This window comes from Corynebacterium sp. UMB6689 (assembly GCF_030215295.1).
Classification (GTDB): domain Bacteria; phylum Actinomycetota; class Actinomycetes; order Mycobacteriales; family Mycobacteriaceae; genus Corynebacterium; species Corynebacterium aurimucosum.
This window is the reverse complement of the sequence record NZ_JASOLS010000006.1, coordinates 31,132-49,929: the sequence shown is the minus strand read 5'-3', so window position 1 is coordinate 49,929 and position 18,798 is coordinate 31,132. Positions and strand designations below refer to the sequence as shown.

Genomic DNA, 18,798 nt, shown 5'->3' with positions numbered 1-18,798 from the left:
TGGCTTTTACCTCTCAAAGGAGCCAACACCGCTTCAGCTAGCACAAATCATGTCGCGTGAATGGCCTGACTTAGCGCTTGACGGCTATTCCGCCGCTCGCCGGTACTTAGAACAGCCCCTTCAATTCCCGCTCGAGTTTATTCGCGACTCCACTCTCCCATCGAGCACGTACTTTCGCAGTCGGCGGGCGCGCCCCAAGGCACTGGGCAGCATGAACGGAGTCAATGTATGTAGTCCCCTGCAATGCATTGAGACGATGGCGCAGGAGGATGCCGTAGCCTTCATCGAAGCCTTCTTCGCCGGGCCGCACGGACGCTCGCGCATCGAGACCGAACAGCTGGACTTTCGCCGCCTGCCCAAGCACACGCGTGAAATCCTAGAGAAGGCCATCGTTGGGGCGGATAGCAAGCCGGAGCGCGACCTCACCCGGGGTCTCGAGCCGCACGTCAAGGTCCGCAACAACGTGCGGGTTGGGTCCTACCGCTGGGACTTGGTGCTAGAGGAGTACAAGGTGGCCATCGAGGTGGACGGCTATGCCTATCACAAAGGCGAGAACCGGCAGCGTTTCGAAATCGACCGCCAGAAGCTTAACGACGCCATCCAGCGCGGCTACCGGCCCCTCCACTTCACCGCCGCCACGATTGAGCACCACCTCGACGTCGCTGTGTACCAGGTTCTCGCGGTCATACAAGGGCGGGGTGAGTTCGTGCCTCCGCCGTGGAAGTGGCACCACTACTGGCGGTGGGAAGGCGAGCGTTGGGCAGGCTAGCGTTGCAGCTGTTCAGCCGCAACGTGCCGACAACGAACTGGGCTGACTAACGCTGCGGCTTACTAACACTGCAGCTAACTAACTACAGTGGGACGCGAGCCAGCCGTCGAGCTCGGATTCCGGGGCATCGGGAGCGATGGGGTCCTCGGCGAATTCCTCGCCCGTGCGCGCCTTGTCCTTGGCCGTGGTGAGCATGAGCGAGCGGCCGTCCGGATAATCCAGGACCACGTTGGCAGAGGCGTAGCCGGCAGTCGGCTCACCGAAGGTCCGCACGTTGTCCAGCCCGCGGAAGGCCAAGAGGGTGGCTTCGGCGGAGGAGGCGGTCTCACCGTCGGTCAGCACGGCGACGGGAACGTCGAGCTTGCCGCCCGCTGTGGTGGTTGCAGTACCTCCGCCGGTCACGGAGTTTCCGTCGATGACCACGTCAGTTGTGCCCATACGGCTGACGAAGGAGAGCGCGGTGCCATCCGGTAGCAGGGGGCTTAAGCCCGCATACATCGGCCCCATGTCGCCGCCGTCATTGCTCCGCAGATCCACCACGGCAGCGCAGGCCTCCGGGTGCGCGGCCAGACCTTGAGCGAGCGTATCGGCGTAGGCCTGGCCGTCATCGTGGCGGCCGATGGAGGGCACGGTCGCGCGCAGGACGCCGTCCTCGAAGTCGACCGAAGGCTCGGTGCTTTCGGCGGCCTTTTCCTTTTCGGTGCTAAAGACCTTGGAGTGCTTGCCGCCGGCGGCGTTGATGGCGGCATCGAGGAGCTCGGTGTTCGTGGGGTCCTCCTTGAAGGCCTCGCGTGCGCGCTGGAATTCCTCACTTTCGCCATAGATTCCGGAGAGCGCTGCGGTATCCACCATCGCGGTATTGATGCGCTTCTCGCTGGCATTGAAAAGAAACACGGGTTTTCCGAAGAATGCCCCACCGTAAGAGGGGCCGAAGAAATACACGGCCGCAGCCACGGCGATGAGGGCAACGAGAAAAAGTCCGCCGAAGATTTTCAGTACAGTTTTCATTCTTTTCTCCCTCCGGTTCGCAGCACGTAGCCGCGCAGGGGCTCAACAAGGATAATGGCAAGCAGCGTGACCAGCCAGCCCACGGCTAGGAATCCGAAGGCCATGAGCAGACGGCCAAGAACGTCGACATTGCTTTGTTCGACGCTGGAGAAGAACATCAGCGAGGCGATCCCGCCGCCGAAAAGGAAGCCGAAGAAGCTCAATCCCACCACAGGCCCCATGATGGTCAGGACACCGGAGCGGAACTGGAAGCCGCGCGGCACGCCCATGAGATCCAGGGAGCGGATGAGTTCCTTGTCTTCGAAGATGCCGGAGACCTGCCCCAGAATGATGGACATGGTGGTCAGCGTGAAGCCGAAGATGAGGGTTAATAAGACACCGGTGGAGATGTCTTTGAATACCACGTTCATTCCGGGATCTTCCTTGAGCACGAGAGCCAAGGCGTCGGAGCCCAAGGGGGCGGCAACGAGAAAGCCCGCCAAATAGCCGAAGAACGCGATGGCCGCACTCCGCTTCCATGCCGGGCGCGCATTGCCCGCCACTCGCTGGCAGGCCACGAAGTGCGCGGTGCCAGGAAAGAGAGACATGATGTGTGCGCCGAGCTGCAAGATAAAAGGGGAAATGAGGTTGATGCTCATCACCATGCCAAACATGACCACGATGACCATGGCGGTCGGCGGGCCCGCCTTTCCGGAGAGCAACACACCACCGATACCCGCGATGATGAGGAAGACGATGACGCGCCACCAGCGATAGGCCGCGGGCATCTGGCGCTTGGCCACACCCAGGGGGCTCACGCGCACGCGCTGCATGCCGACGAGTGCCGCACCGATAGCCAACACAAAGAGCACACCGGCCACGGCTAGATAACCCCACCACGGGAGAAGAATCTCGGATACAGCAATAGAACGCATCTGGAAGTCCACCTGCGTAAAGACCGGCGCGATGAGCAGGCTGATCAGCCCACCGAGCACGATGCCGATGATGGCTTGCAGGCCCGTCTCCACGATGGCCATGCGCTCCACCTGGCGGGAGCTCAACCCTAGAAGGCGCAGGGTGGCCAGGCGCTGCTCTCGGCCGGAGGCTCCGAGGACGGCGGCTTGGGCTGTGAGGTTAAACAGCGCCGGAAGAATGAAGGCGCAGGCCAGCAGAGCCAGGGCAAACCACGGGTAAAGGAAGGCCTCCATCTCGTTTCCGAAGGCCTCTTTCAAGGCTGGTGCCGCCTCCTCCACGTGCTGAGCGCGTTCCCAAAACATCCACGTACCGCCCGCAACGAGGAAGGCGATGGCGGACCCAATGGTCAGGCTCACAATGGCCAGCAAGGAAACAATTCCTGTTCCGGAGCGCGCACGAATGGATTCGCGCTGCAGGTCAAAGACTAAAGTCGCGGTGTTCATCGAATCACCTCGAGGCGGCGGTCATCGTGGATGATGCCATCGCGAATCTCCACGCGGCGCTGCATCCAGTCGGCCACCTTCGGGTCGTGCGTGACCATGACCAGGCTCGCCCCGGACTGGCGCACGATGGTGGTCAGCATCTGCATGACCTCGTGACCCGTGGATTGGTCCAGCGCACCGGTGGGCTCGTCGGCGAAGACCACGCCCGGATTGGCCACCAGCGCACGCGCGATAGTCACGCGCTGCGCCTGGCCACCGGACACCTGCGCAGGGCGGCGCTCCGCCAGACCACCCAATCCCAGCTGGTCCAGCAGCTCCATCGCGCGCTTGCGTGCAGCACCGCGCGAAACGCCGTTAAGCATCGCGGGCAGCGCCACGTTATCCACGTTGCTCAGCTCCGGCAGCAATTGACCATCCTGGAAGACGAAGCCGAAGTTGCGCAGGCGGAGGCGGGAGCGGGGGCCGTCGCCAAGCGCGGAGAGCTCCTCATCTCCGTAGCGCACGCTGCCGTGCGTGGGGGTCAGCACGCCGGACATGCAGTGCAGCAGCGTGGACTTGCCGGAGCCGGACGGCCCCATGACGGCCACGAGCTCGCCCGGTTCAATGTCGAGGGAGATTCCGGCGAGCACCGGGCCGCCGCCAAAATCCTTGGTGATGTCTGTCAGGGAAAGTGTCTGTGCCATGTCTCTCATTCCACCGTGAAGGGCCCGCAGAAAGAACAGCCCTAGCGTTGCTCTTTACGGTAGTGCCAGCACTACCCCTGTAGTCGGTGGCGCCCGTTATGCTGAAAGCCGTGTTCCGAAGAAAGCCCCAGCCCGCCAACCATGAGCAACAGCAAGCACAGAAGATTGCGCAGCTCACGGCCTCGCGCCGCGCCATCGCGGATGCCTATGAGGTGGAGCGCGCACGCATCGAGCGCGACCTGCACGACGGCGCGCAGCAATACCTCGTGGCCGCGAGCATGAAGTTGGGAGAGGCACTTCTCGACGCCCCCGCAGACCTCGCCGAGCTGCTCACCGCCGCCAAGCAGGACGTGGACCGCGGCCTGCACTCCCTGCGTGCCACGGTGCACGGCATCCACCCGCAGGTCCTGCAGGATCATGGTTTGGTCGCCGCGCTTGCCGACGCTGCTTCTTCCCACGGCCCCCACGTCAGCGTCTTCGCCCCGCATCCTTTGCCAAAACTCTCCGCTTCCGTGCTGGCCTGCGGCTACTTCTTCGGCACGGAAGCTCTGACGAATGCGGCCAAGCACGCGCCCGGCGCGCCGGTCTCCGTTTTAGTGACCGCAGATGCCTCTTTAAAAATCACCGTGGTGGATGAGGGGCCGGGCGGCGCGCAGGTTGTACAAGGCCACGGCCTAGCGGGGATGGCCGAGCGCCTCGCCGCTTTCGGCGGAGAGATGACTTTATCGTCTCCCCCGGGCGGGCCCACGAGACTGGCGTGCTCGATTCCTCTTCTTCTCGATCGCGGACAGTCAGGAGTGTAAGAAATGAGTTTGAGAATCGTGGTGGCGGATGATTCCGCCATTCTGCGTGAGGGTCTCGCCGGCCTTCTGGAGCGCCGCGGGCATTCGATTGTGGGCCAGGCGGATTCTGCGCCGGCGCTCGAGGCGGTGGTGGACAAGCTGCGCGATGAGCTCCCGGATATCGTCATCACGGACGTGCGCATGCCACCGGCCATGGGCGATGACGGTTTGAAAGCCGCCGTGAACTTGAGAAATGCCTACCCGGGCTTACCCGTCATGGTGCTCTCCCAGTATGTAGCCCCCGCATACGCGGTGGAGCTCTTCGACTCCCCTGATGCCGGGACCGGCTACCTTTTGAAAGACCGCGTCTCCGAGGTGCGGGACTTCCTCTCCAGCTTGGACGTGGTGGCCCAGGGCGGTACCGTCATCGATCCCACCGTGGCGCAGGCCCTCATGAGTTCTGGGCGCAGCGGCTTGGGCGAACTCACCCCGCGCGAGCGCGAGGTGCTCGAATTGATGTCGCGCGGCAAGTCCAACAAGGACATCGCCGCCGAGCTCGTCCTGTCTTCCGCCGCGGTGGCCAAGCACGTCTCCAATATCTTCACCAAGCTGCGTTTAGATCCCAGTGAAGACAACCGCCGCGTCAAGGCAATCTTGGAGTACCTCTCCGCGCACCGCTAAACCGGCCGCTGCCGTTTTGACCCCGTACTCCACACGGGTAGCAGCTGTATGCTTTCGCCCCTCGAGCACGTTATCTTGACTACGCTCACGGTAAATAAGGCCCAAATTTTCGCGATTTTTCGGCCTTATTTACCGTGAACGACATCAAACCCCCTCGCACACTCACACAAAGAACCGGTGCCACATCCACGGCGGGTCCAGATACCGTTTCGTCCCTTGTGCCACCCCGCGCACCTGCTCCACCACCTTGTCCAAATGATGCTCAATCGTGGTCGCGGTGAAGTGGAGGGGCGTATAGCCGCGATGCACCACATCATTTAGCTTTTGACGGTCAAGCTCGAACTGCCGGCGGTTTTCCCCGCGGTGATAAGCGTATCCGTCGACCTCGATGGCAATCTTGTGCTCTTCTAAAAGGAGATCCCACCGGTAGGGGCCAATTTTCGCGTTGTTGAGCACCTTAAAGAAGGGCTCCAGAGCACGAGTAAGAGCCCACTCGGGCACACTATCCGCACCGATGACTGCTTTCTCTAACACTCGCCGAGTGTGTTGCGGGAACCGCCGAAAGTCCATGGAGAGCAACTTCAGCCGCTTTTCCGCGTCCCTACCAGACAAGAACGTTTCCAGGAACTTCACCGCGTGCTTTTCTTCTATGGCCTCCACCGCCTGCAGTGGATTGCAGACGTTTATCCCGTCATAGGGAAATACCCCCTTTGGGCGGGCGCGGCGACCGACATAAAAGCGCGTATCCTCTAAGCCTTTTTCGCGAATGAGCTGCAGTGGAAAGCCAGGTTTCCGCTCAAGAAGCACCATCGCTGCGGAATATCCGTCCAACGCACTGTCTGGCCAATGCCGGCTGAGCACCTGCGCTAGCTCGTATGCCGTTGGTTCACGCGGTAGGTACAGCCCCCGCGTAATTTTGATCGCCTCACCTTTGGCCGCTGCCGCTGCGCCTGCGCGGCCGACAATCTCCTCCATTTAGCCCCCTCCGATTGATTACCCCACCCCGTACTCCTCACAGTAAAGTGCCCCAACCAGTCCCGCAAGAAAACCCCGTAAGCTGGTGCGCATGCAGAACGTACAACCCACTGAAGTACCTGAAAACGCCCAGCTCATCGACGTCCGCGAGGGCCACGAGTGGAACACTGAGCATGCCCAAGGCGCCACGCACATTCCGATGGGACACCTCGTAGAGCGCCTCGACGAGATTGACCCGGACCGCGATATCTACGTCATCTGCCATGCAGGCGGGCGCAGCATGCAGGTCTGCCAGTACCTCGAGCACGCGAAAGGCTGGGACGTCATCAATGTCGAGGGCGGCACGGACGCATGGAAGGCCCAAGGCCGCCCCATGGTTTACCCAAACTAGTGGGCCATAACCCATGATTTAAGTTTGCTACGGTAGGCGCGTAGTATCGTCGGCATGCCTACCTTTAACTCCGTATCGATTCCCACCTCGCTCCTAGAGTCCCCCTCCTTCCAGCTGGAGCGCCTCCGCCGCCGCACCCGCGAAGGCGTCGAGGCCGCACTACAAACGCAGAAGACCACCCTGCGCGAGTACTGGGTTCTCACCTGCCTGGTTGCGGAAGCCGCGTCCTCCCAGTCCGCACTATCGGAAACCTTGGCCATTGACGCTTCCGACATGGTGCGCCTGCTGGATTCACTGGAGTCTCGCAATTGGGTTAAGCGTGAGCGTGACTCCAAGGACCGCCGCCGCCAAATCATTGCCTCCACCAAGAAAGGCGTGAAGGCGCACAAAGAGCTCACCGTTTTGGTAGCGAAGGCCGAGGACGAAGCCCTCGACGCGTCCACCAACAAGCAGCTCAAGCACCTGCGCAAACTGGCCACCGCCATCATCGCGGCGGACACACCTGCCGATACAGAAAGCAGTGATGCTTAAATGACGGAACCCGATAATCTTCCCAGTACAGGGGGCCGCCATGCCCTACACACAGACGAGCCCGAGACCCCGGTAATGCCCGAGGTCCCCAAGCACTACCTCCTTGGTGATGAGGCCGCACCGGCGCGCACCCTCTGGGATATCGTTAAGACCACAGCCGCGCACTTCCCCGAGGCCGCGGCCCTCGACGACGGTGAAATCCTCACCTACGCCGAACTGCTTGCCGACGTCTCCGCATGGGCCACCGAACTCCACGCCAGCGGTGTGCGCCGTGGCGACCGCATCGGCATCCGCATGACCTCGGGCAAGCGCGAGCTCTACCTGGCCATCCTGGCCACGCTCGCCGCCGGCGCGGCCTACGTGCCCGTCGATGCCGACGACCCCGACGAGCGCGCCGAGATGGTCTTCGGCGAGGCCGACATCGATGGTGTGTTCACCGACGAAGGTTTCCGCATGTTGCGGGAGGGCGGGGCGCGGATGGCGCGCCCCGCGTTCGACGAAAAGGATGGCGGTGGAGATGGCGTCCCCTTCGAGGAACCGCGACCCGAAGACACCGCGTGGATCATCTTCACCTCCGGCTCAACGGGTAAGCCCAAGGGCGTGGCCGTAAGCCACCGCTCCGCGGCCGCCTTCGTTGATGCCGAGGCTGCCCTCTTTTTGGTGGATAGCCCGCACGGTCCGCTCGGTCCGGAGGACCGCGTCCTGGCTGGCCTTTCTGTAGCCTTCGATGCCTCCTGCGAGGAAATGTGGCTGGCCTGGGGCCACGGTGCCTGCTTGGTTCCGGCCCCGCGCTCGCTGGTGCGCTCCGGCATGGACTTAGGTCCCTGGCTGATTCGCCGTGACATCACGGTGGTCTCCACCGTCCCAACCTTGGCCGGCCTCTGGCCCGCCGAGGCCCTGGACAACATCCGCCTCCTCATCGTCGGCGGCGAAGCCTGCTCCCAAGAGCTCACGGACCGCCTGGCCACCGAGGACCGCGAGATGTGGAATACCTACGGCCCCACCGAGGCCACGGTCGTGGCCTGCGCGCAGCGCATGCTGCCGGGCAAGCCCGTGTCGATTGGGTTGCCGCTGAAGGGCTGGGACCTGGTGGTCGTCGACAAGCACGGCGTCCCCGTGAACATCGGTGAGGTGGGCGAGCTCGTCATCGGTGGTGTGGGCCTGGCTGCTTACCTGGACCCGGTGAAGGATGCGGAGAAGTACGCGCCGCTGGAGTCCCTGGGCTGGGAGCGCGCCTACCGCACCGGTGACCACGTGCGCCTGGAAGAGGACGGCCTGTACTTTGTGGGTCGCGTCGATGACCAGGTCAAGATTGGTGGCCGCCGCATCGAACTCGGTGAGGTCGAAGCTAACGTCGCCGCGTTGCCGAACGTGTACAACTCCGCCGTGGCCGTGCAGAAGACACCGGGCGGCGAGTCCGTGCTCGTCGGCTACGTCTCCCTGGATGACCCGGATGCCGGCTTCGACCACGAGGCCGCGCACGCCCGCCTGGCGGAGTCCATGCCGGCAGCGCTCGTCCCGCGCATCTGCGTCATGGAGGAGCTACCGATTCGCACCTCCGGCAAGGTGGATAAGAAAGCCCTGCCGTGGCCGCTGCCGGGAGTGGGCGTGGAGGCAGACGGCCTCAACCCCACCGAGCAGTGGCTGGCGGAGCTGTGGGTGGACACCCTGGGTGTTTCCGTGGAGGACGTCAACGCTGATTTCTTCTCCCTCGGCGGCACCTCGCTGGCCGCGGCGACCTTGGTCGGCCGCATCCGCGAGCGCTTCCCCACCGTGGCCGTGCGCGATCTCTACGACCACCCGCGCCTGGGTTCCCTGGCGGAGCAGCTTGCCGGTGCCGAGTCCGTCGAGGACGCCGGACCCGCACGCGAGGTGAAGCCCGTCGGCGCCGGCACGCGCCTCGCGCAAACACTCATCCAGATCCCCGTGATGACGCTGGCCGCCACGACGTGGCTGGCCTGGCTGCTGCTGGGCTCCAACCTGGCGAACCTGCTGGGCGTGGAGTGGGCCATGACCACGCCATGGTGGCTGGTCATCCTCCTTATCGTCATCTTTGTCACCCCCATCGGCCGCATCCCCATCGGTGGTTTCGGCGCGCGGCTGATTACCGCCGGTATTCAGCCCGGCGAGTACCCGCGCGGCGGCTCCACGCACCTGCGCATTTGGGCAGCGGAGCGCTGGGCCGATGCTTCTGGCTCGCGCTCGATTGCGGGTGCTACGTGGGTCAACAACTATGCCCGCGCGCTGGGAGTGAAGATGGGCCGCGGAGTGGACCTGCACTCGCTGCCGCCTGTAACGGGTCTGCTAACCCTGGGCAAGCACGCCGCAATTGAGCCCGAGGTCGATCTCTCCGGCTACTGGCTCGACGGCGATGTTCTGCACGTTGGTGCCATTGAGGTCAAGGAAGGTGCTCGCGTGGGCGCGCGCTCGACGCTGCTTCCAGGCACCGTCGTGGGCAAGGATGCCCACGTCGAGGCCGGCTCCACCGTCACTGGGCGCAAGAAGATCAAGGACGGCCAGCGTTGGTCCGGATCTCCTGCCAAGAAGGTGGGCCGCTCCAAGCACCGCTTCCCATCGCATGCCCCGAAGCGCCGCCCGTGGTGGGTAGCCATCTACGGCGCTACTTCTATCCTTCTGGCCCTCCAGCCCATCGTGGCGCTGGCCGTGGGTGCTGCCGTGGTCGTTGCCCTCATCGCGGTGACCGAGGGCTCTGCCTTCGTCGGCTCCATCTTCTTCGCCCCGCTGGGCGCGCTTGCGGCATTCACCACCTTCATGCTGCAAACCTGGCTGGGCGTGCGCATCCTCTCGCTGGGTATCAAGCCCGGTGTGGCACCGGTGCGCTCCGCCAAGGGCTGGCGCCTGTGGGCCATCGAGCGCCTCATGGACGAGGCCCGCACGCAGCTCTTCCCCATCTATGCCTCGCAGCTCACCCCGGCGTGGCTGCGTTCCTTGGGCGCGACGATTGGCAAGGACGTGGAGATTTCCACGGCCGTCATGGTGCCCAAGCTCACCGAGGTCAAGGACGGTGCGTTCCTGGCGGATGACACCATGATCGGCGGCTATGAGCTCGGTGGCGGGTGGATGCTCACGGGTGAGACCAAGGTGGGCAAGCGTTCCTTCGTGGGCAACTCTGGCATCACCGGACCCGGACGCAAACTATCGAAGAACTCGCTGGTTGCCGTGCTCTCCTCGACGCCGAAGAAGACCAAGTCTGGTGCTAACTGGTGGGGTTCCCCGCCGGAGCGCATGCGCCGCGTGGAGGCCCACGTGGACGGTGTGGAGGGCGAATCCCTCACCTATAACCCGGGCTTTGGGGTCAAGGCCGCGCGTGGTGCGATTGAAACCATGCGCCTGCTGGCTCCGATGACCTCGGCCATGTTGCTGGCGGGCACGTTGGCATCGCTCTACGCTCTTGCCGACGCCCTCGGCATCGCCACCGCCTGGGCCCTCGGCGGCCTCATCCTCATGGTGGCGGGCGCCATCGCGATGGCGATCACCGTGGCGGTCAAGTGGATCTGCGTGGGCACGCAGACCGCTGGCGATCACCCTCTGTGGTCCGCCTTCGTGTGGCTCAACGAGCTACAGGACACCTTCGTGGAGGCGGTGGCCGCCCCGTGGTTCTTTACTCACACCTATGGCATGGGCGAAATCAACCAGGGCCTGCGCGCGCTGGGCGTGACGATTGGCCGCGGCGCCTGGATCGATTCCTACTGGTTCCCGGAGACGGACCTGTGCTTTGTGGGCGAAGGCGCGTCCGTCGGCCCGGGCACCGTGGTGCAAACGCACCTCTTCCAGGACCGCGTCATGAGCCTAGATACCGTCACCATCAAGGCCGGCGCTACCCTGGGCTCGCATTCGGTGGCGCTGCCGGCCTCGGTCATCGGCAGCGTGGCAACGGTTGGCCCCGGCTCCTTGGTGATGCGTGGCGACCAAGTCCCGGGCAACTCCGAGTGGCAGGGAAACCCTATCGAGCCCTGGAAGAAATAGATAAAAAAATAAAGGAGGCGGCAGGTTTACCTGCCGCCTCCTTTTTATGCCTGACTCGCTAATGAGCGGTCGGGGTGCCGTGATTAGTCACCGATCTGGTCGCGACCGCGCTTGACAATCTTGTCATCCACCTGGTCAACGAGCTCGTGGTCCTTGTTGGTGTACTCAAACTTGGAGAGCACGTAGCGCATCGCGTTGATGCGGGCACGCTTCTTGTCGTTGGATTTAATGGTGATCCACGGAGACTCTTCCGTATCGGTGTAGCGGAACTGCTCCTCCTTGGCGCGGGTGTAATCATCCCACTTATCCAAGGACGCTAGGTCCATGGGCGAAAGCTTCCACTGACGGACGGGGTCAATCTGGCGAATAGCGAAGCGAGTGCGCTGTTCCTTGCGAGTCACGGAGAACCATAGCTTAGTCAGGGAGATACCCGAGCCTAGGAGCATGTTCTCCAGCATCGGTACCTCGCGCAGGAACTCTGCGTGCTGGGACTCTGTGCAGAAGCCCATGACGCGCTCCACACCGGAGCGGTTGTACCAGGAGCGGTCGAAGAAAACGATTTCACCACCGGACGGGAAGTGCTGAATATAGCGCTGGAAGTACCACGACGTGGACTCGCGCGGGGAAGGCTTCTCCAGCGCCACGGTGCGCGCACCACGCGGGTTGAGGTGCTCGTTGAAACGCTTAATGGTGCCGCCCTTACCCGCGGCATCGCGGCCCTCGAAGAGGATAATGTGGCGCTGGCCGGTTTCCTTCGTCCAGTTCTGCCATTTCAGCAGCTCAATCTGCAGGGCGCGCTTGATGGATTCGTACTCATCGCGCGTCATGCGCTCCTCGTACGGGTAGTTCTCGCGCCAAGTCTCGACAGGCGAGCCATCCGGCATGATCAGCGAGGGATCATCTTCATCAGAGTCATCGACGACGTAGCCGTCGGTCTGCGCAAGGTCGATCTCGGGGAGTTCGTCGTCTTTAATGTCAGCCATACCTTTAATTCTATCTAGGAAGCAGACATCTGGCGCGATAAAAGAAGTTGTAGCCGCGTGATTTACCCCCGTATGCCCGATGGGCGGCAGCATCCGCCCAGAATGTACGTTTCTAACAATTAGTGCCCCCGAAAGTTGAAGATTTGGGGGCTTAAATGATCGATCCGTACCTGGCCGCCGCCGTCTTGGTACGTTTTCGCACGCAAGCTCATGAAACCGCCTGATTTCGGGGGCTTATTTGCGAAAACGTACCACGCCACCGCGCTGGCCGAACTCAGTCCGGCGGCCCAGTCCTAGGCATCCGTCCGACGGCGAATTTTAGAAATGCGAAACCCCGCTGCCCAGAATGGGTCAGCGGGGTTAACGCTTAGTACTGCGTGAGCAGCGTGCTTTTTAGAGCAGGCCGATCAGCTTGGAAGCGCCGGAAGCCATGTCGCCCAGGCTGTACAGAACAGAGAGGATATCGCCGATGATACCGGTGGAGGAAAGGATTCCCATTGTAATTCTCCTTGGAAATTAAAGGTCTTATGTATGACGTGCCCTAAGGCACGTAAGGTTTACTTGGTGGAGGACATCCAGTTGAACTGCTCGGTCTTAGGAGCAAACTCGTAGGAGTCACCCTGCTTAGCAGCGCCAGCGATGGTATCGAAGACGCCAGCGAAGCCGGTGAAGAGCTTCTTGATGCCGTCAGCGAAGGTAGCGAAGTTACCGAGCTGGTCACCGATGAAAGAAAGATCCATTGTGGTCTCCTCTTGTGAAGTCCGGGTAAAGAGATTGCCCGGAGGGGGTTTGCGGTTTTGCAGACACCCTCAGCGGGCGTCACAAGGAACTATTTTGGCACACCACTGACACATTGCAAGTGAATTCGTGGGTGATTTTTCGCGCAAAGCGCTCCGAAAATCAGAATCACTTTTCAGGTTATTAATTCATCTTCTATTAACCCAGCCTGCAACAACGCGCCTATCTGCAGAAATAGGGAGCGCTCGAAATGAAGGCTTAAGAAATCTTCCTCAGAACGTAACGTTAGCTCCCTGAACCACGATTCATAGGCTTGCTTTACAGAGTAAACTCGCGAAATATTTTTCGCCGAAGCACCCCGAATTACCCCTATTCGGGGTGCTATAAGGACACAAAAGTGTCTCAAGAGGAAGAAAGCTCCCCACGGTCAACCGTGGGGAGCTCGTAATTTGCTAAGGCCTGAAGCCGCAATGCACTTCAGGCCGGGAAGCTAAGGACTAGAAGCCCATACCGCCCATTGCGTCAGCGTCCGGCATGCCAGCGCCTGCACCGGCCGGCTCCGGCTTATCAGCCACAACCGCCTCGGTGGTCAGGAACAGGGCTGCGATGGACGCAGCGTTCTGCAGCGCGGAGCGGGTGACCTTCACCGGGTCGTTGATGCCCGCAGCCATCAGGTCCACGTACTCGCCAGAAGCGGCGTTGAGTCCCTGGCCAGCCGGCAGGGAGGCAACCTTGTCAGCGACAACACCCGGCTCCAGACCAGCGTTCTGAGCAATCTGCTTCAGCGGAGCAGAGAGTGCCTCGCGCACGATCTTGACGCCAGTAGCCTCGTCACCGGTGAGGTCCGAGAGGGAATCCAGAACCTCGGCTGCCTGCAGCAGAGCCACGCCACCACCGGCGACGATGCCCTCTTCTACGGCAGCCTTAGCGTTGCGCACGGCATCCTCGATGCGGTGCTTGCGCTCCTTGAGCTCAACCTCGGTAGCGGCACCAACCTTGAGGACTGCCACGCCGCCGGCCAGCTTGGCCAGGCGCTCCTGCAGCTTCTCGCGGTCGTAGTCAGAGTCGGAGTTCTCGATCTCGGCACGGATCTGCTTGATACGGCCGTCGATCTGCTCCTGGGAGCCGGCACCCTGAACGATGGTGGTCTCATCCTTGGTCACGACAACCTTGCGTGCCTGGCCAAGGTACTCGATCTCAGCGGTCTCCAGGGAGAGGCCAACCTCTTCGGAGATAACCTGGCCGCCGGTGAGGATAGCCATGTCCTGCAGGGTGGCCTTGCGGCGGTCACCGAAGCCCGGTGCCTTCACAGCAACGGACTTGAAGGTGCCGCGGATCTTGTTGACCACGAGGGTGGACAGGGCCTCGCCCTCGACATCCTCAGCGATAATCAGCAGCGGCTTGCCGGTCTGCATGACTTTCTCCAGCAGCGGGACGAGGTCCTTGATGTTGGAGATCTTGGAGGAAACCAGCAGGATGTACGGATCCTCGAGGACTGCCTCCTGGCGCTCCATGTCGGTAGCGAAGTAGCCGGAGATGTAGCCCTTGTCGAAGCGCATACCTTCAGTGACCTCAAGGTCCACGCCGAAGGTGTTGGACTCCTCAACGGTGATAACGGAATCCTTGTTCACGGAGCCGTTGCCCACGGTGTACATAGCCTCGGCGATCTTCTCGCCGATTGCCGGGTCAGCGGCGGAGATACCTGCAGTGGTGGCGATCTCTTCCTGGGTCTCTACTTCCTTTGCGGAGGAGAGCAGGGAGTCAACAACCTTCTTGGTGGCGGCCTCAATGCCGCGCTTAATACCCATCGGGTTGGAACCAGCGGCTACGTTGCGCAGGCCCTCACGCACGAGAGCCTGTGCCAGAACGGTAGCGGTGGTGGTGCCGTCACCGGCGACGTCATCAGTCTTCTTAGCTACTTCCTTAACCAGCTCAGCGCCGATCTTCTCGTACGGGTCCTCGAGCTCGATCTCGCGCGCGATGGAGACACCGTCGTTGGTAATGGTCGGGGCGCCCCAGGACTTCTCCAGGACGACGTTGCGGCCCTTGGGGCCGAGGGTGACCTTGACGGCATCGGCAAGCGTGTTGAGACCACGCTCGAGGCCGCGACGTGCCTCTTCATCGAAGGCAATAATCTTTGCCATGTGTTTGTGCTCCTTAAGCTTTGTTGAGGACGACACTCACGTCTGATCTATGACGGACGCCCGCGACGGCACGGCTGGCGAGTGTTCTCCAGCCCCAACCACATAGATGACTCTGTTTATTTCTGGCACTTGCCATGTGGAAGTGCTAGCGACCATTCTGGCACTCAGGCCTACCGACTGCAAGGTTCAACACGAACGCTATAAGCGAACGGGCGGTGCTTTCGCACCGCCCGCTAAAAAGAACCAATCACGCTGTCTTAAGAAGCAGCTTTCTTCGCCGTCCACTTATAAGCCGCGGCGATACCGCCAATGAAGAGGATGACGCCGATGAACTTGGCTGCCGTGCCGCCCTCGAAGATCTCCAGCGGGGAGTCGCCGGCCGAGGCCGCGATAATGCCGGCGTTGACCACGCCGAAGAGGGACTCACCGACGATGAGGCCGGTGGCCAGCAACGTACCCATGCGCTTGACAAAGTCCGGCTTGGACTGGCGTGCCGCCCAACGGTTGTAGAAGTAGCCCAAGATAGCGCCAATCGGCACCACGATGGTGATCGCCGCCGGCAGGTACATGCCCATGCCCACAGCCAGCGGGGACAAGGAGTACTTGTCGGTGAAGTGGCGCAGGCACTCGTCCACAATGATGATGACGGCACCAATGGCCGCGCCCAGACCGATAAGATCCCATGGCAGAGAGCTATCAAAGATACCGGAGGCCACCGAGGACATCAGCGCAGCCTGCGGTGCAGCCAGCGCATCCTCGCCGGCGCCCTCCATGCCCTGGAAGCCAAAGCCGGTGAGCATGACCTGCAGAATCGGCGGAATCACCAGGGAACCGAAAAGGACACCGATGATGAGTGCTACCTGCTGCTTCCATGGCGTTGCCCCAACCAGCTGACCAGTCTTGAGGTCCTGCAGGTTGTCATTGGAAATAGTCGCAATGCCGAAGACAATGGCCGCGGTAAACAGCGTGTAGGCCACAAGCGAGAGCGGCTCCGCATCCGTACCGCGGGTCACGGCGGCAATCAGCAGCGCCGCGGCGATGACCGCGATGATGCCAATAGAGGAAATCGGCGAGTTAGAGGCACCAATCAGGCCAGCCATGTAGCCGCACACCGACGCGATAACGAGGCCCACCAGCAAGGTGAAGAGCACGGAGACCGTGATCAGGACGGCCATGTGATCGTGAATATCGGTACCGCACACGAAGTTCCACAGCAAAAGTCCAATCGGAATCATCAGGACCAAGATGGTGCCAATGACATAGGGCGCTGGAATATCGCGCTCCTCCACTGCCACTTGCTGGCCATCCTTGCGGTTGCGGGAGGAGGCGAAGGACTCAGCCATGCCCTTGGCAATCGGACCCGTAATCTTAATCAGCGTCCACACGGCGGCGATGGCCATGGTGCCCACGCCGATGAAGCGGATCCTATCGGAGAAGACCGTATCGACGGTCTCCATGATGGCGGCCGGATCTCCCAGACCCTCACCACCGGTGAGGATGGGCAGCAGGATGAGGTAGGAAATAACCACGCCGACGAGCATGGCGATACCGACGGCCAGTCCGACAAGGTGGCCCACGCCGACCAGCGCCAGCGACAGGGAGGTGCCTAGCGTCGTCGCACCTGAGCCGAATTTGAAGTAGGTGGCCACCTCGGAGGCAGCCGCCTTCATTGCTGCCAGTAAAGCCATAAACGCGGAGAGGATGCCGCCAAAGACGATGACGCGCAGGCCCTTCGCGTTTTCCTCGTGGGCGGCTTCGCCGTCCTCACCGGAGCTATCGCCCACCTTGAGGACCTCGGCCGCGGCCACACCCTCCGGGTAGGGCAGGTCCGAGCCCGTCACCAGCGCGCGGCGGAGCGGGATGGAGTACATCACGCCGAGCACACCACCGATGGCGCACACCGCGGCGGTATCGATGAAGGAAAAGCCCTGCCAGTAGCCCACCATCACCAGGCCTGGGAGCACGAAGATGATGGCGGACAAGGTACCGGCTGCCGACGCGATGGTCTGCACAATGTTGTTCTCTTTGACGTTGTGCCCGGCAAAGCGGCGCAGCACCGCCATGGAAATCACGGCGGCAGGAATGGACGTGGCAAATGTCAGTCCTACTTTAAGGCCGAGATACACGTTGGCGGCAGTAAAGATCAGAGTGATGAGGCCACCGATAATAATGCCGCGCAGCGTGAGCTCGCGGAGCGTGGACTGGGAACCTTCGGCGGTCGTCGTCGCCATGTCAGGTCCTTTCTAAGGAATAGTTACTAGAACCCGGGATATATTACTCCCTACTTGTCGATAGACCGATTCGGGGATACGAGTAGGTTGGAGGGCATGACCAAGATTTCTGAGTTTGTCAGCAACGACCGCGATACCATTTTCCAGCAGCTCAAGGAGCTCGTCTCCTTCAATTCCGTCCACAACGAGCCGGGCCTAGAGGAGCAGACTGCAAAGGCGGCGGAGTGGGTTCACGCCGCGCTTGTCGACGTCGGCTTCACCCCCGAAGCCATCACCACTGCTGATGGTTCCACGGCGATCGTCGCCAAGCGCCCCGGCAAGGAAGGCGCGAAGACGGTGCTGCTCTACTCGCACTATGATGTCGTGCCCGCCGGCAACCCGGAGGCCTGGGGCTCCGATCCCTTCACGCTGACCGAGCGCGATGGCCGCTGGTACGGCCGCGGCGCCGCGGACTGCAAGGGCAACGTCGCTATGCACCTAGCGGCCCTGCGCGCACTCGACGCTCACGGTGGAACCGACCTCAACCTCACCGTGCTTATTGAGGGTTCTGAGGAACGCGGCGGCGAGGGCCTGTCCGCGCTCATCGAGGAGCGCCCGGAGCTCTTTGCTGCCGACGCCATCCTCATCGCCGATGCCGGCAACGCTAAGGTGGGCGTGCCGACGCTGACGACCTCCCTTCGCGGCGGATCCCAGATCAACGTCAAGGTCTCCACCCTCCATTCTGCTGTGCACTCCGGCCAGTTCGGTGGCGCGGCTCCCGACGCCGTCAAGGCGCTCATGCGCGCGCTGGATTCCCTGACGGATGAGTACGGCCGCACGACTATCGACGGCGTCGATTGTGCGGGCACCTGGCCGCTGGCCGAGGGCCAAGACACCGCCTACAGCGAGGAAAACTTCCGCTCGGATGCCCAGATGCTCGAGGGCACCGAGGTGATGGGCGCGAAGGTTCCGGCCGGTGCCACCGCCATCGCGGATATGATTTGGGCCCGCCCGGCGGTGACGGTGACCGGCTTTACCTCTACCCCGGTGGCCGAGGCCGTCAACGCCGTGCCCGCTACCGCTGAGGCCAATATCAACCTGCGCACCCCCGCCACCATGGATCCCCGCGCCACCGCGGAGGCCGTGGCCGAGCACCTGAAGAAGCACGTCCCGTGGGGCGCACACATCGAGGTCACCATCCTGGAGGCCAACCTGGGATTCGAAACCGATCCGGCAAAGCCCGCCGTGGCTCTGCTCGGCGAGTGCCTCGGCGAGGCTTTCGGGGCCGAGACCATCACCCAGGGCATGGGCGGATCCATCCCGCTGACCGTGGAGCTGCAGGAGAAGCACCCGAATGCCGAGATCGCGCTCTTTGGCGTCGAGGAGCCGCAGTGCACCATCCACTCCGCCAATGAGTCGGTCGACCCGGGCGAAATTGAAAAGATCGCCATCGCTGAAGCGCTCTTCCTCCAGCGCTTCGCCTAGGCTCCAGTCCAACGCCCAGCCACAGGATGCGCCG

16 protein-coding genes are annotated in these 18,798 nt (G+C 62.3%); 7 read left to right on the top strand and 9 right to left on the bottom strand.

The genetic code is table 11. The features are described 5' to 3' along the window. Positions 1-211: 211 nt before the first annotated feature. A complete protein-coding gene (locus QP363_RS04740) occupies positions 212-769 on the top strand; it encodes a DUF559 domain-containing protein (protein WP_236659381.1) in 558 nt (185 codons plus the stop codon). A 78-nt stretch (positions 770-847) separates the two neighbouring features. Here the strand turns inward: QP363_RS04740 and QP363_RS04735 are convergent, their stop codons facing one another. The 3 genes from QP363_RS04735 to QP363_RS04725 are packed head-to-tail and all read right to left on the bottom strand — an operon-like array spanning position 848 to position 3,857. Continuing rightward, on the bottom strand, positions 848-1,777 hold the full coding sequence (locus QP363_RS04735; protein ID WP_070445869.1) for a S41 family peptidase: 930 nt from the start codon (positions 1,775-1,777) through the stop codon (positions 848-850). Next, complete coding sequence (locus QP363_RS04730; RefSeq protein WP_216381227.1) at positions 1,774-3,174, bottom strand: FtsX-like permease family protein; 1,401 nt, start codon at positions 3,172-3,174, stop codon at positions 1,774-1,776. The genes QP363_RS04735 and QP363_RS04730 overlap by 4 nt, the downstream gene beginning before the upstream one ends. Next, positions 3,171-3,857: an ABC transporter ATP-binding protein gene (locus QP363_RS04725; RefSeq protein WP_070731706.1), complete on the bottom strand. Its 687-nt coding sequence runs from the start codon at positions 3,855-3,857 to the stop codon at positions 3,171-3,173. Before QP363_RS04725 ends, QP363_RS04730 begins: the two co-directional genes overlap by 4 nt. 98 nt (positions 3,858-3,955) lie before the next feature. Between QP363_RS04725 and QP363_RS04720 the strand changes: the two genes are divergently transcribed. Both QP363_RS04720 and QP363_RS04715 read left to right on the top strand, forming a co-directional pair. Beyond that, a complete protein-coding gene (locus tag QP363_RS04720) occupies positions 3,956-4,660 on the top strand; it encodes a sensor histidine kinase (protein WP_070718164.1) in 705 nt (234 codons plus the stop codon). Between the two features lie 3 nt (positions 4,661-4,663). Then, complete coding sequence (locus QP363_RS04715) at positions 4,664-5,320, top strand: response regulator transcription factor (RefSeq protein WP_070645531.1); 657 nt, start codon at positions 4,664-4,666, stop codon at positions 5,318-5,320. Between the two features lie 162 nt (positions 5,321-5,482). On the opposite strand, the gene QP363_RS04710 is transcribed toward QP363_RS04715, so the two are convergent. After that, on the bottom strand, positions 5,483-6,295 hold the full coding sequence (locus tag QP363_RS04710) for an endonuclease domain-containing protein (protein WP_284763043.1): 813 nt from the start codon (positions 6,293-6,295) through the stop codon (positions 5,483-5,485). A 91-nt stretch (positions 6,296-6,386) separates the two neighbouring features. Between QP363_RS04710 and QP363_RS04705 the strand changes: the two genes are divergently transcribed. From QP363_RS04705 to QP363_RS04695, 3 genes are all read left to right on the top strand, one after another. Next, positions 6,387-6,686: a rhodanese-like domain-containing protein gene (locus tag QP363_RS04705; RefSeq protein ID WP_144656931.1), complete on the top strand. Its 300-nt coding sequence runs from the start codon at positions 6,387-6,389 to the stop codon at positions 6,684-6,686. A gap of 54 nt (positions 6,687-6,740) precedes the next feature. Next, on the top strand, positions 6,741-7,217 hold the full coding sequence (locus QP363_RS04700; RefSeq protein ID WP_070546251.1) for a MarR family winged helix-turn-helix transcriptional regulator: 477 nt from the start codon (positions 6,741-6,743) through the stop codon (positions 7,215-7,217). A 75-nt stretch (positions 7,218-7,292) separates the two neighbouring features. After that, the gene (locus tag QP363_RS04695; RefSeq protein ID WP_284763174.1) at positions 7,293-11,204 is read left to right on the top strand and encodes a Pls/PosA family non-ribosomal peptide synthetase; all 3,912 of its coding nucleotides are present in this window, start codon (positions 7,293-7,295) and stop codon (positions 11,202-11,204) included. 83 nt (positions 11,205-11,287) lie between these two features. Here QP363_RS04695 and ppk2 read toward each other — a convergent pair whose 3' ends face one another. From ppk2 to QP363_RS04670, 5 genes are all read right to left on the bottom strand, one after another. Continuing rightward, positions 11,288-12,187, bottom strand: a complete 900-nt coding sequence (ppk2, locus tag QP363_RS04690; RefSeq protein WP_010188788.1) for a polyphosphate kinase 2 — start codon at positions 12,185-12,187, stop codon at positions 11,288-11,290. A gap of 393 nt (positions 12,188-12,580) precedes the next feature. Then, positions 12,581-12,685 (bottom strand): porin, encoded by a 105-nt coding sequence (locus tag QP363_RS04685; RefSeq protein WP_284763038.1) that lies wholly within the window; start codon positions 12,683-12,685, stop codon positions 12,581-12,583. A 59-nt stretch (positions 12,686-12,744) separates the two neighbouring features. After that, on the bottom strand, positions 12,745-12,927 hold the full coding sequence (locus tag QP363_RS04680; RefSeq protein ID WP_284763037.1) for a PorH family porin: 183 nt from the start codon (positions 12,925-12,927) through the stop codon (positions 12,745-12,747). Positions 12,928-13,422: 495 nt separating this feature from the next. Further along, complete coding sequence (groL, locus tag QP363_RS04675) at positions 13,423-15,069, bottom strand: chaperonin GroEL (RefSeq protein WP_070445838.1); 1,647 nt, start codon at positions 15,067-15,069, stop codon at positions 13,423-13,425. A gap of 257 nt (positions 15,070-15,326) precedes the next feature. Then, the gene (locus QP363_RS04670) at positions 15,327-17,300 is read right to left on the bottom strand and encodes an OPT family oligopeptide transporter (RefSeq protein ID WP_284763035.1); all 1,974 of its coding nucleotides are present in this window, start codon (positions 17,298-17,300) and stop codon (positions 15,327-15,329) included. 96 nt (positions 17,301-17,396) lie between these two features. On the opposite strand from QP363_RS04670, the gene QP363_RS04665 reads away from it, so the two are divergent. After that, positions 17,397-18,764, top strand: coding sequence for a dipeptidase (locus tag QP363_RS04665; protein ID WP_284763033.1), 1,368 nt, complete (start codon positions 17,397-17,399; stop codon positions 18,762-18,764). Positions 18,765-18,798 lie beyond the last annotated feature (34 nt).